At 59.6% G+C, this 15,917-nt stretch carries 11 protein-coding genes and 1 riboswitch; of the genes, 5 read left to right on the top strand and 6 right to left on the bottom strand.

Features of this window, described 5'->3' with window-relative positions:
* Nucleotides 1-26 precede the first annotated feature (26 nt).
* Complete coding sequence (gene uvrA / locus B9Z45_RS14375; RefSeq protein ID WP_108407940.1) at nucleotides 27-5,810, top strand: excinuclease ABC subunit UvrA; 5,784 nt, start codon at nucleotides 27-29, stop codon at nucleotides 5,808-5,810.
* On the opposite strand, the gene B9Z45_RS14370 is transcribed toward uvrA, so the two are convergent.
* From B9Z45_RS14370 to B9Z45_RS14350, 5 genes are all read right to left on the bottom strand, one after another.
* Nucleotides 5,811-6,974, bottom strand: coding sequence for a class I SAM-dependent methyltransferase (locus B9Z45_RS14370; RefSeq protein WP_108407909.1), 1,164 nt, complete (start codon nucleotides 6,972-6,974; stop codon nucleotides 5,811-5,813).
* Nucleotides 6,975-7,041: 67 nt separating this feature from the next.
* Nucleotides 7,042-7,824, bottom strand: coding sequence for an HAD-IIB family hydrolase (locus tag B9Z45_RS14365; protein WP_108407908.1), 783 nt, complete (start codon nucleotides 7,822-7,824; stop codon nucleotides 7,042-7,044).
* A 4-nt stretch (nucleotides 7,825-7,828) separates the two neighbouring features.
* The gene (locus tag B9Z45_RS14360) at nucleotides 7,829-9,457 is read right to left on the bottom strand and encodes a peptide chain release factor 3 (protein ID WP_108407907.1); all 1,629 of its coding nucleotides are present in this window, start codon (nucleotides 9,455-9,457) and stop codon (nucleotides 7,829-7,831) included.
* Between the two features lie 97 nt (nucleotides 9,458-9,554).
* A complete protein-coding gene (locus B9Z45_RS14355) occupies nucleotides 9,555-10,307 on the bottom strand; it encodes a flagellar motor protein MotB (protein WP_108407906.1) in 753 nt (250 codons plus the stop codon).
* A 6-nt stretch (nucleotides 10,308-10,313) separates the two neighbouring features.
* On the bottom strand, nucleotides 10,314-11,273 hold the full coding sequence (locus tag B9Z45_RS14350; protein ID WP_146180922.1) for a hypothetical protein: 960 nt from the start codon (nucleotides 11,271-11,273) through the stop codon (nucleotides 10,314-10,316).
* Nucleotides 11,274-11,407: 134 nt separating this feature from the next.
* Nucleotides 11,408-11,505, top strand: a riboswitch (S-adenosyl-L-homocysteine riboswitch).
* Between the two features lie 84 nt (nucleotides 11,506-11,589).
* Between B9Z45_RS14350 and ahcY the strand changes: the two genes are divergently transcribed.
* The 4 genes from ahcY to B9Z45_RS14330 all read left to right on the top strand — a co-directional run bounded on the left by ahcY (nucleotide 11,590) and on the right by B9Z45_RS14330 (nucleotide 15,494).
* Nucleotides 11,590-13,023 carry an adenosylhomocysteinase gene (gene ahcY / locus B9Z45_RS14345; RefSeq protein ID WP_108407904.1) on the top strand — a complete coding sequence of 478 codons (1,434 nt, stop codon included), beginning with the start codon at nucleotides 11,590-11,592 and terminating at the stop codon, nucleotides 13,021-13,023.
* A 10-nt stretch (nucleotides 13,024-13,033) separates the two neighbouring features.
* Nucleotides 13,034-13,882, top strand: coding sequence for a TlyA family RNA methyltransferase (locus tag B9Z45_RS14340; protein WP_108407903.1), 849 nt, complete (start codon nucleotides 13,034-13,036; stop codon nucleotides 13,880-13,882).
* A 16-nt stretch (nucleotides 13,883-13,898) separates the two neighbouring features.
* On the top strand, nucleotides 13,899-14,729 hold the full coding sequence (metF, locus tag B9Z45_RS14335) for a methylenetetrahydrofolate reductase [NAD(P)H] (RefSeq protein ID WP_108407939.1): 831 nt from the start codon (nucleotides 13,899-13,901) through the stop codon (nucleotides 14,727-14,729).
* Between the two features lie 165 nt (nucleotides 14,730-14,894).
* Complete coding sequence (locus tag B9Z45_RS14330; RefSeq protein WP_108407902.1) at nucleotides 14,895-15,494, top strand: OmpW family protein; 600 nt, start codon at nucleotides 14,895-14,897, stop codon at nucleotides 15,492-15,494.
* A 152-nt stretch (nucleotides 15,495-15,646) separates the two neighbouring features.
* Here B9Z45_RS14330 and B9Z45_RS14325 read toward each other — a convergent pair.
* Nucleotides 15,647-15,917: transposase (locus B9Z45_RS14325; RefSeq protein ID WP_146180911.1), on the bottom strand; the 271-nt coding region annotated here is incomplete at its 5' end.

Below are 15,917 nucleotides of genomic sequence, written 5' to 3'. Positions count from 1 at the left end.
TTTGCCTTCACCCCAAAAAGCCCAGCATGTCCCAAGGTCTCATCCGTATCCGTGGTGCACGTCAGCACAACCTCAAAAACCTCGATCTGGACATCCGCACGGGCGAATTGACTGTGGTCACCGGGCCGAGTGGTTCAGGCAAGTCGAGTCTGGTGTTTGACACGCTGTATGCCGAAGGCCAGCGGCGTTACGTGGAGACCTTCAGCGCTTATGCGCGGCAGTTCCTGGACCGCATGGATAAACCGGCAGTGGACAAGGTCGAAGGGGTTCCGCCGGCCATTGCCATTGACCAGACCAACCCTGTACGCAGTTCTCGCTCGACCGTGGGCACCATGACTGAGTTGAACGACCACCTCAAGTTGTTGTTTGCCCGTCTGGGGCAGTTGTTTGACAAGGACACGGGCCAACCCGTGCGCCATGACACGCCCGAAACCATTTATGCCGAATTGGCGCAACGCGCCGCGCAAGCGCAAGACCCACGCCTGTACCTGACCTTTCCTGTCGAACTGCCTGCCAACACAAGTGCCGAGCAGGTGTCGCAATGGCTGTCGGCCAGCGGCTTTACCAAAGTGCAGGCCGAACGAGAGGTGGCCACGCCCACAGGCCCGCGCAAGGTGCTGGATGTGATCGCCGATCGGTTTCGTTTGGGAACCGCCGAAAAAGCCCGTGTGATCGAGGCGATCGAAGTCGCCCTCAAACGGGGTGGCCGCCTGAATGTGTATGTTGAAAACCCTTCGGGCTCAGGCGCTGCTGCTGAAGCAGAGTCTGCCTTTGACCTTTGGCGTTTCTCTACGGGGCTGCATTGCCCCGACAGCGACCTGCGTTACACCGACCCGATCCCGTCGATGTTCTCTTTTAACTCCGCTGTGGGCGCTTGCGAAACCTGCCGGGGCTTTGGCCGCGTGATCGGTGTGGACTACGGCCTGGTCATTCCCAACGCCAAGCTCACACTGCGAGCGGGTGCCATCAAGACCATCCAGACACCGGCCTGGAAAGAGTGTCAGGATGACTTGATGCGCCACGCCGAGACGGCAGGCATTCCGCGAGACACGGCCTGGGACAAGCTGACCCAGGGCCAAAAGGACTGGGTGATCAACGGTTCGCCGGAATGGAAGGGCAAGTGGAAGCATCAGTGGTATGGCATCAAGCGTTTTTTTGAATACCTCGAGACCAAGGCCTACAAGATGCACATCCGTGTGCTCCTGTCCAAATACCGCAGCTACACCGAATGCCCCAGTTGCATCGGTGCCCGCCTCAAAACAGAAAGCCTGCTCTGGCGCATTGGCAGCCACAGCGATGCCGATGGCGTGCTGCCAGTTAAGCAGCGTTTCATGCCTGCAGGTGTGAAATGGTCACGAGCGCAGTTGGAAGCGCTGCCAGGCTTGAGTCTGCACGACATGATGATCATGCCGATTGACCAGCTGCGCCGATTCTTTGACCGCATGAGCGCCAGCGCGGTGGCATTGGCCTCGGCAGACGCCGAGGCGCAAGCGCTTAAGTTGCTGCTCGAAGAAATCACCACGCGCCTGAAATACCTGTGCGATGTGGGCATCGGCTACCTCACGCTCAACCGCCAAAGCCGCACCCTCAGTGGGGGCGAGGTGCAGCGTATCAACCTGACCACGGCCTTGGGGACCTCGCTGGTGAACACCTTGTTTGTGCTCGATGAGCCCAGCATCGGTCTTCACCCGCGTGACATGAGCCGCATCACCCAAGCCATGCACCGCCTGCGCGACGCGGGCAACACACTGGTGGTGGTGGAGCATGACCCAGCCGTGATGCTGGCGGCTGACCGCATGATCGACATGGGCCCAGGCCCCGGCGAGCGTGGTGGACAGATTGTGTTTGACGGCTCGACCGCCGACCTGCGCAACGCCGATACGCTCACAGGTGCCTACCTGGGCGGGCGCAAGCAGGTGGGCCTGGGCTTCAAGCGCATGGTGACCGACAGCACGCCGCGTCTGATTCTGGAAGGTGCTCGCGAGCACAACCTGCAAAACATCGATGTGGACTTTCCGCTGCAGCGTCTGGTGACCATCACGGGCGTCAGCGGTTCGGGCAAGTCGAGCCTGATACAAGACGTGCTGGCCCCCGCATTGATGCGCCACTTTGGTAAAGCCACCGAAACCCCTGGTGCGCATGACCGCCTGATGGGTGCCGACCATCTGAGCGATGTGGTGTTTGTTGACCAGTCGCCCATTGGCAAAACGGCGCGCTCCAATCCTGCCAGCTATGTGGGGGCTTGGGATGCGGTGCGCGAGATTTTTGCGACCGCGCCTTTGTCGCGCCAACGTGGGTACACCGCCAGCAAGTTCAGCTTCAACAGCGGTGATGGCCGTTGCCCCACTTGTGGCGGCTCCGGCTTCGAGCACGTTGAAATGCAATTTTTGTCCGATGTGTATTTGCGCTGCCCCGATTGCGATGGCAAGCGTTATCGCCCTGAGATTCTCGAGATCACGGTGGAGCGCCAAGCCATGGGCCAGGCGCAAGCGAGACACCTCAACGTGGCCGATGTGCTGGCCCTCACGGTGAGCGAAGCCGCTGCCTTGTTTGCACAAGACCGTGATGTGATCCGCGCCTTGCAGCCCATCGTGGATGTCGGGCTCGAATACGTCAAGCTCGGCCAGCCCGTGCCCACTTTGTCGGGCGGGGAATCGCAGCGCCTCAAGCTTGCGGGATTTTTGGCAGAGGCCGCCAAAAGTGCCTCCAGCAGCCGCCAAAAGCTGGCGCGCAAAGGCACGCTGTTTTTGTTCGATGAGCCCACCACGGGCCTGCACTTTGACGACATTGCCAAACTGATGCGCGCCTTGCGCAAGTTGCTCGAAGCCGGACATTCACTGATCATCATCGAGCACAACCTCGATGTGGTTCGCGCCAGCGACTGGTTGATTGATTTGGGCCCTGAAGGTGGTTATGCCGGTGGCCTCATTGTGGCCCAAGGCACACCGGAAGAGGTGAGGCAGCACGCCACATCGCACACTGGCAAGGCCTTGCGTGAATACGCCGAGTCCATGGGTGAGGTGCATGGTGCACAAGAGGGCGCAGCGGCTTATGTGGCGGCCATCAAAACCGTGGCAAACGCGCCAGCCATCCCACGCAAAGTGGTGCCCAACAACAACATCCAGATCGTCAACGCCAAAGAACACAACCTCAAAAACCTGAGCGTGGACATTCCTCGTGGCCAGTTCAATGTGGTCACTGGCGTCAGTGGTTCCGGTAAATCCACGTTGGCCTTTGACATCCTGTTCAACGAAGGCCAGCGTCGGTATCTGGAGAGCCTGAACGCCTACGCCAGAGCCATTGTGCAACCCGCTGGGCGCCCCGAGGTGGATGCTGTCTACGGCATTCCACCGACCGTGGCGATCGAGCAACGCCTGTCCCGGGGTGGCCGCAAATCCACCGTGGGCACCACCACCGAGGTTTGGCATTTCTTGCGCTTGCTGTATGTGAAACTGGGCATCCAGCACTGCGTGCACGACAACACCCCGGTACAGCCGCAAACGCCCGACAGCATCATCGCGCAGCTCATGACGCAGTTCCGCGATCAGCACATCGGCCTGCTGGCCCCGTTGGTCACCAACCGGAAAGGTGTTTACACCGAATTGGCCGACTGGGCTCGTCCGAGGGGCTACACCCACCTTCGCGTCGACGGCGACTTTTTGCCCACGCAAGGCTTTCCGCGCATTGACCGGTTCAAGGAGCACAGCATCGAGCTGCCCGTTGCCAGTCTCGATGTGTTGCCATCGAATGAAACGGCGCTGCGCCAGGCTTTGAGCAAAACCCTGGAACATGGCAAAGGTGTGGTGCATGTGCTGAGCGATCTGGAGGGCTTGCGCGAAGCCATGTTCAGTGGTGAGTCCACCGCCCGAATCGGCCAGCACCGCGTGTTCTCGACCTTGCGGGCTTGCCCGCAGTGCGCCACCTCATATGCCGAACTGGACCCGCGCCTTTTCTCATACAACAGCAAGCACGGTTGGTGCCCCGACTGTGTGGGTACAGGCGTCAAGCTGAGCAAAGACGAGCGCCAGGTGTTCGATGACTCGGTTCAGGACGACAAACAAAAAGGCCGTGAGCAGACTTTTGCGGAGCCTGAAATCGAAGACTTGGCGAACGTGGCTTGTCCGAGTTGTGAAGGCACCCGCTTGAACGCCACAGCGCGTGCCGTGCGCCTGGGGTCAGCGCCTGGCCAGGGTTGGCGCATCACCGACATTGCCAGTCTCTCGGTCATCGCAGTTCGGCATTGGGTTGAGCAGTTGCAATTGACTGGCCGCGATGCGGACATTGCCCGCGATCTGGTGCCCGAGATCAAGAGCCGTCTGGCGTTTCTGGAAGAGGTGGGCTTGGGCTACCTCACGCTCGACCGGGGTGCGCCTACGCTGTCGGGTGGTGAAGCGCAACGCATCCGTTTGGCCGCACAACTGGGCAGTAACCTGCAAGGTGTGTGCTATGTACTGGACGAGCCCACCATCGGTTTGCACGCCCGCGATAACCAGATTTTGCTGAACGCCCTGAAAAGCCTGAGCGACAAGGGCAACACGCTGGTGGTGGTGGAACACGATGAAGACACCATTCGCCGTGCTGACCACATCATCGACATCGGCCCCAGCGCTGGCAAACGTGGCGGTCGCTTGGTGGCGCAAGGTACGGTGGCCGACATCACGGCATCACCCGATTCGCAAACCGGGCGCTATCTATTGCATGCGATGAAGCATCCGATGCAGTTGCGTCGCTTGGTGGATGCTTCTTTGCAATGGCTCACCCTGACGGGTGCCAACCTGCACAACCTGCGTCAGGTGGATGTGCAAGTGCCGCTCAAGCGTCTGGTCGCCGTCACGGGTGTCAGCGGTTCCGGCAAATCCACGTTGGCCCGCGATGTTCTGCTGACCAATGTGCAGGCGTTGGTGGGTCAGCGTTCTACCTTTGCGGGCCGCACCGCACAAGACGCAGGCCAGCGTGTGGCGCTGTCGGCGTGTGCCGATGTGCAGGGCTTTGAGACAGTTGACCGTGTACTCGAAGTCGACCAGACCCCGATTGGCAAAACGCCCCGCTCTTCCCCCGCCACCTACATTGGTTTTTGGGACACGATCCGCAAATTGTTTGCTGAAACCCTGGAGGCCAAGGCGCGAGGCTACGCCGCCGGCCGCTTCAGCTTCAACACGGGGGAAGGCCGCTGCCCAGGTTGTGAAGGGCAGGGCATGCGCACCATCGAGATGAGCTTCTTGCCCGATGTGAAAGTGCCTTGCGAGACCTGTCGCGGTGCCCGCTTCAGCCCCGAGACTTTGGCCGTCACTTGGCGTGGCAAAAGCATTGGCGATGTACTGCAAATGGAAATCGATGAAGCTGTCGAATTTTTTGCCACCATGCCCAGCATCGCGCACCCGTTGCAGTTGCTGAAAGATGTGGGGCTGGGCTACCTCACGCTAGGCCAGCCTTCACCCACCTTAAGTGGCGGTGAAGCGCAGCGCATCAAACTGGTGACCGAACTGACCAAGGTGCGTGACGAGGTGGGCAAACGCGGCAACAAGGCGCCCCACACCTTGTATGTGTTGGACGAGCCCACCGTGGGCCTGCACATGGCCGATGTGGACAAACTCATCAGCGTGCTGCACCGGCTGGTGAACGCCGGACACAGCGTGATCGTGATCGAGCACGATCTGGATGTGATTGCCGAGGCCGACTGGGTGATCGACCTGGGGCCTGAAGGCGGTCATGCCGGCGGCCGGATCGTGGCCGCAGCCACTCCTGAAGAAGTGGTTCGAATGGGCACGCACACCGGTGTGGCCTTGGGGCCAGTGCTGGCGCGTGTGTGATCAGTTGGCTGCCGTCAGGCGCCAAAGCGATGTGACTTCTGCCGAGCGTGCTGCATGCAAGGGGTCCGTTTCATCTTGGCTTTTGGCGTGCACTGGCTTCACATCCATGCGGTCCACCACCTGCAAACCTGCTTCGGCGATCCAGCCCAGCAGCGCCTCACGGTTGCGCAGGCCCAGGTGCTCAGCCAGATCTGACAGGATCAGCCAGCCTTCGCCGCCTTGGCACAGGTGTGCAGCCAAACCCATCAGAAAACCTTTGAGCATCTGGCTGCCTTCGTCGTAAACCGCTTGCTCGAGCAGTGTGGTCGGCCGTGCTGGCAGCCAAGGGGGGTTGCACACCACCAAGGCCGCTTGGCCCTCAGGGAATAAATCGGTCTGAAGCAGCTGCACCTGGTTTTGCAAGCCCAGGCGTTGCAAGTTGTCTAGGGCGCAGGCCAAGGCGCGGTCTGACATATCGGTGCCGATCACCTGGCTGGCACCCCTCCGGGCCAGCACGGCAGACAACACGCCCGAGCCCACACCAATGTCAAAAGCCACAGGGTGCGTCTTGAGGGCTTCGGGCCATGGGGCGTTGGCCACCAAGGTCACATATTCGCCGCGCACCGGTGAGAACACGCCGTAGTGCGGGTAGATGCACAAAGCCTCGCCCATGGCAGGCACCTCGACGCCTTTTTTGCGCCACTCAAAAGCGCCAATGGCCCCTTGCAAGCTGCGCAGCGAAACCACCGATGCTTGTCCATTGGAAGGACCAAAGGCCTGCAGGCAGGCTTGTTTGGCATCCGGGGCGCGCCGCAGGTCCGTGCCGTAATCGGCATTCAGTTCAATCAGGACTTGGCTCAGGATGCGGGTGCGCTGGGCTTGCGCCTGGCGGTGAGCATGAAACACTGCACCGGGGATCACAGGGGCATCAGGGTCTTGCTTTTTGATGCGGACTTTTTTGGGTTTGTCGATGCGCCGAGCCAGTGCCTGCAGCAGTTGCCGGGCGTTCTGAAAATCACTGCGCCACAGCAAGCCTGTGCCGGCACAGGCCAACCGGTAGGCGGTGTCAGCGGTCATGGTGTCGTCGGCCAGCACCACATGCTTGGGCAACACCTGGTCCGATCGCCAGAGGGCAGAGCGTGGGGTGTCTTTTTCAAGCCAGTTCAAAAGGGTGGGGGCGTTCATGCGCAGGTCCAGTCGGAGTTGTGTTTCGCGCGGCGTGCCGCGAAGAGTTGTTTTGTAAGGCAGCTTTTCAGGCCAGGTTGGCCAGCAGATGCCGGGCCAGTTCGGCAAAGCCTGCGCCCCGTTCGCTGGGGGTGACGTAGCGGGGCGGGTGCATCAGTTGTGCTGCGAAGCGTCGGATATTGGCCACTCCCACACTGTGCGGAAAATGCTCAAACATCACCTGGTCGTTGGTGGAGTCTCCCACATAAACCCAGTGGTCGATTTCGGCATCCAGGTCTCGCCCCCACAGTTCACGCACGATCCAGCGGGCACCCGTGAGTTTGCTGTGCTCGCCCAGCCAGCCGTTGATGTGGATGCTGCTCACGGTGGCCGTCATGCCCTCGCTTTGCAGCATGCGCACCACGCTGTCGATGGACGACTGTGGCAAGTGTGTGAATTCGCTGTGGTCGATCGCAATGTCTGTTTCACGGCCTGCGCTGTCTTGTGATCGGTGCGCGCCGGGCACAGTGCGTTCAATTTGCGCCAGCACCGATTGCATGCGGGTGAAGTTGGCGCTGCGTGCGGCGCCGTCTTGTTGGTAACGCTTTTGCAGGCCCTGCGCGCGTGCGTGGGTCAAGCCGACCGCACCGTTTTCCGCCACGATGGCGTCTACCGGCCAACTTTGGGCAAAGGGCTCACTCCAGACCACGGGCCGCCCAGTGATGGGCACCACGTGCAGGCCCGCCGCTTTCAGGTCTGCCAGCGCTTGTAAGGCGTCGGGCGTGATAGCCCCTTCGGTGGTCAGCGTGTCGTCGATGTCGGTGAAGACGCCCACGATGCGACGGGGCGACCAGGCGGTCAGTGCTTGCACCGTGTCAGCCCGCGCTGCCCAGCGCCAGCCCCGCGTGCTCGCGCAGCGGGTGGAAGTGGATTTTGGGAAAGCGTTCTTGCGCCAAGCGCACGTCATAGGGGCTGGTGCACAAATAGGCCAGCGTGCCTGCCGCGTCTATCGCCATGCGCTGGGGGTAGGCGTTGGTGAATTCCCGCAATTCGGCCGGGGTGTCGGCGGTGATCCAGCGGGCGCCGGTGTACTGGCAGCCTTCTAGGCGCACATCGCAGTCGTACTCGGCTTTGAGGCGGTGTTGCACCACTTCAAACTGCAATTGACCCACCGCACCCAACAGCATGGGGCCGCCGATTTCGGGTTTAAAGACCTGGATCGCACCTTCTTCGCCCAGCTGGTCGAGACCCGTTTGCAGTTGCTTGGTGCGCAACGGGTTTTTCAGGATCACGGTCATGAAGAGCTCGGGCGCGAAGAAAGGCAGGCCAGTGAATTGCAGGTTGCCGCCATCGGTGATGGTGTCACCCAGCTGCACGCCACCGTGGGTGGTAAAGCCAATGATGTCGCCTGCATAGGCCTCGTCCACCGCTTCGCGGCGCTGGCTCAAAAAGGTCACCACGCTGGTGGGGCGCAGTTCTTTGCCGGTGCGTTGCACTTTGAGCTTCATGCCTGGGGTGTATTTGCCCGAGGCCATGCGAACAAAGGCGATGCGGTCGCGGTGGTTGGCGTCCATGTTGGCTTGAACCTTGAAAACCACCCCTGAAAACGCGCTGTCTTCGGGTTGGATCACTTTGACCACGGGCTGTTTGTTGACCAGCAACGAGCTGGTGCGGGGGCGCGGTGGCGGGGCCAGGTCGACCAGTGCATCCAGCACTTCCATGACGCCGAAGTTGTTCACACCTGAGCCAAAGAACACCGGGGTTTGCTTGCCCGCCAGAAAGGCCTCTTCGTCAAAGGTGGGCGATGCACCGGTGGCCAGTTCCATGCTGTCCATGGCGGTTTGCCAGTCGTTGCCAAAGCGCGCAGCCAATCTCGCTTGTTCGGTCAGCGGGATGGTTTCGAAGTCTTGCGGGCGGCGTTCGCTGCCCGACTCGAACACCGTCATGGCCTGGGTTCGCAGATTGATGATGCCGCCAAAGCTTTTGCCTTGGCCCACGGGCCAGGTCATGGGCACGCAGGGCATGCCCAGTTCGCGCTCGACTTCGTCGAGGATGTCCAGCGGGTCGCGCACTTCGCGGTCCATCTTGTTGACGAAGGTGATGATGGGTGTGTCACGCTGACGGCAAACTTCGATCAGGCGGCGGGTTTGCGCCTCGACACCGTTGGCCGCGTCGATCACCATCAGGGCCGAGTCCACCGCGGTCAGCACCCGGTAGGTGTCTTCGCTGAAGTCTTTGTGGCCGGGGGTGTCGAGCAGGTTGATCACGTGGTCGCGGTAGAGCATCTGCATGACCGACGAGGCCACCGAGATGCCGCGCTGCTTTTCAATCTCCATCCAGTCGGACGTGGCATGGCGTGACGCCTTGCGGGCCTTGACCGACCCGGCGATCTGGATCGCACCCGAGAACAGCAGCAGCTTTTCGGTCAGCGTCGTTTTGCCCGCATCGGGGTGGGAGATGATGGCAAAAGTCCGGCGGCGCCGGGTTTCGTGGGCGTAGGTCACAAGGGGTCCTGAAGTCGGGCGGGTGGCAAGCTGCACCCGTGGTGGCCAAGCCCGTCCAGGGCTGGCAAAAGCGTGATTTTACCGGTCTGCCAGCGAATCAAGAGCGGCTGGGTACGGGGCATTTGAAGTCATCGTCCCAGGGGATGGGGTGCACTTCATCGGCCTCGCAGTCGGGTGTGTCTGGGGTACAGGTTTTTCGCAGATCCTTGAATTCCAGCCGCAGCTCAACCCTGCGGCTCTTTTCGGGCTGGTTCAAAATCGCCGAGTTGAAGGACGACCCGCCGACAAAAAACAGTTCCCGGATCGTTTTGCGGTCTTCCAGGCTCGGTGCGTTGGGGGCCTTGGCGTCGAGCAACACGCACAACACGCGCTGGGAACGCTCAAGGCTGAGGTTGAGGTTGTACAGGTAAGAGCCCTCGGGGCTGGCGTAACCTTCGAGCACAAAGCGTTTCAGCCAGCTTTCACAAGCCGGCGTGCGGGCGATGTGCAGCATTTGGGGTACAAAACGGCGCAAAAACCCCGCACGCTGGGCTTCCAGTTCGTTGCTGTCCTTGGGGAATTCGGCCAATGTACCCAATTCAAGCGTCTGCCCACGAAGTTTCACGCCAGCGTAGTCGGCTTGGCGTGTGATTTGCCGGATGTCGTTCAGGCAGCTTGATACCGCGTTGTCTCTGCTCACCCGGCTTTCGTCCATTTTTCGCAAGCCTGTGGTGACGCTGAGCAAGGCCACCGCCATGGCCACCAGAAACAGCACCATGAGGGCGGTCATGAGGTCTGAAAATGAGATCCAGAACGGTTTTTCAGCCTCGTCCCTGTGCCTCTTGTGAGGCGTTTTTCTAAAGCCGATCATGCGGGCTCAACGCTGTGGCGCCTGCGGGGTCGATGCACGCAATTGGCTCAGGATTTTGTAGGACAGAGCCGCCTGGATTTCGGTGGCCTGCGTCAGGCGCTCCATGAATTGGGTGCCACCCTGCGGGGCAAACAAGGTGTCCAGCCATTGCTGCAACTGTTCAACTTGGCGATAGCGTCCTGTCAGCACCGACTTCTCGATCCAGGTGAAGACCATGGCCAGGGTGATGGCGAGGGCGGAGACCAGAAAGGCGTGGCCCACGGTTTGCACCAGTTGGCTCAGCTCGGCTTGAACCCGCTCGGGGTTGGACACGTCAAAGCTGACCAGGCCGGCAATCAAGCCTGTGAACGTGCCGATGATGCCCACGCCGGTCAGGATGCCGGGAATGTGCTTGTAGAAGTTCGATTGAAGGGGCGAGTCCACCAGAGCCTGCTCGGTGAAGTAGTTCTCGGCATGGCTGTTGGCTTGCCATTGGCCCGGAGTGGTTGAGCCTGATGTTTCGAGCTGTTGCAGCGCTTCGATGGCGTGGTTGTATTGGGCCCAGAGCTGGGCCAGTTGGTCATCGGTTTGAGCCAGCTGTTCGAGCTTGGACAGGTCGATTCGCCCGCCGTTGGAGGTTTGACCCATGTGGGTAAAAAATGCCTTGGACAAATGGCTGACGCGCTGCCTGGCAGCGCCGAGTGGGCCTGACTCGGCAGCTTGCCATTGCTGTTGCAGCGTGCCGGTGTATTGCTCCCAGGCGTGTCGAAAGGCCGGCGAGGTCATCACCTCGTTCTTCAATTGAACCAGGTCAATGAGGGTTCCAGGCGGGTTTTTTGCCATCAAGGCCAAATGGCCATTGACTTGGGCCAGGCTTGTTTTGAGCTTTAGCGCTGGTCCGATAAATTGTGTTGCGTAATTCAGGGCAATGAGTCCGATCACGGCAGCCACGGCCCACAAGTGCCAGTAGGCGGTGAGTTGGATCATCAGGTCAGGCATAGGGGCTTGCGGGGGGTCAGGATGTTTTCAGTCTAGCAAATGCCTGGGCATAGGCTCCCCAAGCACAGGGGGCTTTGCCTTGTGGCCAAGTACGCTCAGCGACGGACTGCGATAGAATGCCAGCTTCCGAGGAGCGTTGCAGCGCCCCCTGACTTGCCAGTCAAGTCGGCAGCGGGGCGTGAGGCTCGGAATACTTCAACAGCAACGACGCTCATCCACTCGACGTGCGGTGAGCCTGTTTTTTCCCTCAACAGTGCCTTCATCCACGCGTGTGGCTTATTCACATTGCTTTGGAGCTGAACACATGAATGCACGTTTGAACACCGCCGTGAACGCCGATTGCGTCATCGCCGACATCGGTCTGTCCGATTGGGGCCGTAAAGAAATCAAGATTGCCGAAACCGAAATGCCAGGCCTGATGGCCATCCGCGAAGAATTCAACAAGGCGCAGCCTTTGAAGGGTGCGCGCATCACTGGTTCGCTGCACATGACCATCCAGACGGCTGTGCTGATCGAAACCCTGCAAGCGCTTGGGGCCAATGTGCGCTGGGCTTCCTGCAACATTTTCTCGACGCAAGACCATGCCGCCGCCGCAATTGCTGCCAAAGGCACCCCGGTGTTTGCCATCAAGGGCGAAACCCTGGCCGACTACTGGGATTACACCCACCGCATTTTTGAATTCGGCGCCGCAGGCACCGAAGGCGAAGGCCCCAACATGATCCTGGACGATGGCGGCGATGCCACCTTGCTCATGCACCTGGGCAAGCGCGCTGAAAAAGACGCCTCCCTGATCGCCAACCCGACCAGTGAAGAAGAGACCTGCCTGTACAACGCCATCAAGGCCAAACTGGCCGTGGACCCGACCTGGTACAGCCGCAAGGGCGCACAGATCATTGGTGTGACCGAAGAAACCACCACGGGCGTGCTGCGCCTGAATGAAATGGCCGCCAAGGGCAGCCTGATGTTCCGCGCCATCAACGTGAACGATTCTGTCACCAAGAGCAAGTTCGACAACCTGTATGGTTGCCGCGAGTCGCTGGTCGACTCCATCAAACGCGCCACCGACGTGATGATCGCCGGCAAAGTGGCTGTGGTTGCCGGTTACGGTGACGTGGGCAAGGGCTCGGCACAGGCGTTGCGTGCCTTGTCGGCCCAAGTCTGGGTCACAGAGATCGATCCGATCAACGCCCTGCAAGCCGCCATGGAAGGCTTCAAGGTCGTGACCATGGAATACGCCGCCGACAAGTGCGACATCTTCGTGTCGGCCACTGGCAACAAGAACGTGATTCGTTATGAGCACATGGCCGCCATGAAGGACGAAGCCATCGTTTGCAACATTGGTCACTTTGACAACGAAATCGATGTGGTGTCGCTGGAGAAGTGCCAGTGGGACGAGATCAAGCCTCAAGTTGACCACGTCATCTTCCCCGATGGCAAGAAGATCACCCTGTTGGCCAAAGGCCGCTTGGTGAACCTGGGCTGCGCCACTGGCCACCCCAGCTTTGTGATGTCTTCTTCGTTCGCCAACCAGACCATCGCCCAGATCGAGCTGTTCACCAAGCAAGACCAGTACGATTCCGGCAAGGTCTATGTCTTGCCCAAGCACCTTGATGAAAAAGTGGCCCGTCTGCACCTCAAGAAAGTCGGCGCCATGCTGTCCGAGTTGAGTGACGAACAAGCGTCTTACATCGGCGTGTCCAAAAACGGCCCTTACAAAGCCGACACCTACCGTTATTGAAAACCAACGAATGCGCATAGACCAACTTCTCGTCGAGCGCGGCCTGGCCGCTTCTCGCTCTCAGGCTCAGCGACTGATTGCCGGGGGCGTGCAGTGGCAGCAGCCCGACGGGACGTGGCGCGCAGTGGTGAAAAACCGTGACGAAGTACCAGACAGCGCAGCCTTGCAGTTGCTGGATGATGCCGAGTCGCGGTATGTGTCCCGTGGTGGCCTCAAGCTCGAAGGGGCTTTGAAGGCCACGGGCTTGGCGGTGCAGGGTTTGCGCTGCCTGGACGTGGGTCAAAGCACTGGCGGCTTCACCGACTGCCTGCTGCAGCAAGGTGCTGCGCAGGTGGTAGGCGTTGATGTGGGCCATGCGCAAGTGCACCCGCGTATTCGCGAAGATGAGCGCGTGGTTTGCATCGAAGGCGTCAATGCCCGCGAACTGGAACCTGGCGACGAACGCATTCCCGAAGCACTTGAGGGCTTTGACCTGGTGGTGGGCGATGTGTCCTTCATTTCACTCACCCTGGTATTGCCGGGCGTGGTGCATTTGCTCAAGCCCACGGGCCAGCTGCTGATGTTGGTCAAGCCGCAGTTCGAGTTGCAGCCTGGTCAGGTGGGCAAGGGCGGCATCGTGAAAGACGAGAGCTTGTATGCCTTCATCGAAAACCGTGTCTGCACGGCTTTGGCCGATCTGGGCTTGAAAGTAAGCACCTGGATCAACAGCCCGATCGAAGGCGGAGATGGTAACCGCGAATTTTTTGTGCAGGCCTGCTGGCCCGACCCAGCAGCAGTGCTGCCAGCGCGCGAGCAGACACGCGTCGCGCATGAGGCCGATCTGGCCGTCAAGGCGTATGCCAAGGCCAACGACTATTGAATTGAAAGTGGATGCGATGTCTGGTTTGAAATTGCCCATCAGTCTGGAATTTTTCCCACCCAAAACACCTGAGGGTGCCCATAAATTGAGCGCCGTGCGCCAGCAGCTGTACGCGCTCAAGCCTGAGTTTTGCTCGGTCACTTATGGGGCGGGGGGCTCCACACAGGAAGGCACGTTTGCCACCGTCGGTGCGATCCTCGGCGAGGGTGTGTCGGCGGCGTCACACTTCTCGTGCATTGGGGCCACCAAAGCCTCGGTGCGTGCAGAGTTGGCCACCCTTCGGGCCATGGGCGTCAAGCGACTGGTGGCTTTGCGTGGCGACTTGCCCAGTGGTTACGGCGCCGGAGGCGAATTCCATTACGCCAGCGATCTCGTGGCTTTTATTCGCGCTGAAACGGGCGATGACTTTCACATTGAAGTGGCTGCATACCCTGAAATTCATCCGCAGGCCAAGTCGCCCGAGGCCGATTTGCAAGCCTTTGTCACCAAGGTCAAGGCCGGTGCCAACTCGGCCATCACGCAATACTTTTACAACAGTGATGCGTATTTCCGTTTTGTCGATGATGCCTACAAGCTGGGCGTGGATGTGCCGGTGGTGCCCGGCATCATGCCGATCACCAGCTCGTCGCAGTTGCTGCGTTTTTCTGACGCTTGCGGTGCCGAAATCCCGCGCTGGATTCGTTTGCGCCTGCAAGGCTATGGCGATGACATCGATTCAATCAAGGCCTTCGGCCTTGATGTGGTGGCTGATTTGTGCGAACAGCTTGTTAACGGTGGCGTACCTGCCTTGCATTTCTACACCATGAATCAAAGCGCAGCCACAACGGAGATTTGCAGTCGGTTGTGAAGCGCACACTACTTCGTGTTCCAGTTAATTACGTTGATTCATCGCAAGCCGATTTGAAGTTTCCGCGCATGGTTAACGCTGTTTGATTAAAAGCAAATGAACGACGGGGAACTTGACTTTCAATGAAACGGAGCAAAAAGCTCTTTATTCACAAGGAAAGTCAAGATGAGAAAACAAACCATAGCTGTAGCCTTGCTGGCTACCTGTTCTGTCACTGCCGCCATGGCACAAGCCTCGGGTGAGGGGCCTTGGGTTGTGAGGGCCCGAGCCGTACATCTGGATATGGCGAACAAAGATGGGACAGGTCTGGGCCTCTCTGTCAACAACAGGACCATCGCAGAAGTGGGTGTCAGTTACTTCATCGCCCCGAACATGGCGACTGAGTTGACGCTGACAACGCCTCAAAAGCAAACGGTGTATCTGGGCGAACCTTCGATTGGGACGTTCAAGCACATGCCATCAAGCCTGCTCTTGCAATACCACTTTACCGGGCTGACAGGTTACAAGCCCTACATTGGTGCCGGCTTGAATTACACCAGGATCTCCCGCGTTAACTTGCTGGACGGTGGCGCTTCTCTGGACAAAGACAGTTGGGGTGGCGCTTTGCAGATTGGGGTGGACATGCCTCTCGATAAAAACTGGTGGTTGAACTTTGATGTGAGAAAGGTGTACATACGTTCGGATGTTTTCGTTGGTGCCGACAACAAAGGCAGTTTGAAACTCGACCCAGTGTTCGTTGGGTTGGGTTTGGGTTATCGTTTCTGAACTAAGGCTACGCTGAACAAGCCACCGAATTCAGCGATATGTTGCTAGTTGATTGCATGATGCGAGATGTGATGGGCGAAGCGGCCCAATTTCGGCCCGTATTTCTGGCCTTTTCACGCCAGACACGCGCATTGCGCGCTCTGAAGACGCACTCATGCCATGCGGCGTCCACGCGCTAAGTAGATGTTGGCCAGACCCAAGGCCACGAACGAGCGCGTGGCGTTCTTGGCCAGGCCGCGATAGCGCACCTTGGTGAAGCCCCACAGCCGCTTGACCACTGCGAAGACGTGCTCCACCCGGGCGCGTACCTTGGACTTGTTGCGATTCTTCGAGCGCAGGGCCGGGTCAACCTCACCTCCCTTGCGCACCCGCTGGTTGGTGAAGTCGTTCGCATGTGGTGCCTTGGATGCGATCAGTGCCTTC

The sequence above is a fragment of the Limnohabitans sp. 2KL-17 genome, assembly GCF_003063415.1.
GTDB lineage: Bacteria > Pseudomonadota > Gammaproteobacteria > Burkholderiales > Burkholderiaceae_C > Limnohabitans_A.
This window is presented reverse-complemented; position numbering and strand designations above follow the sequence as displayed.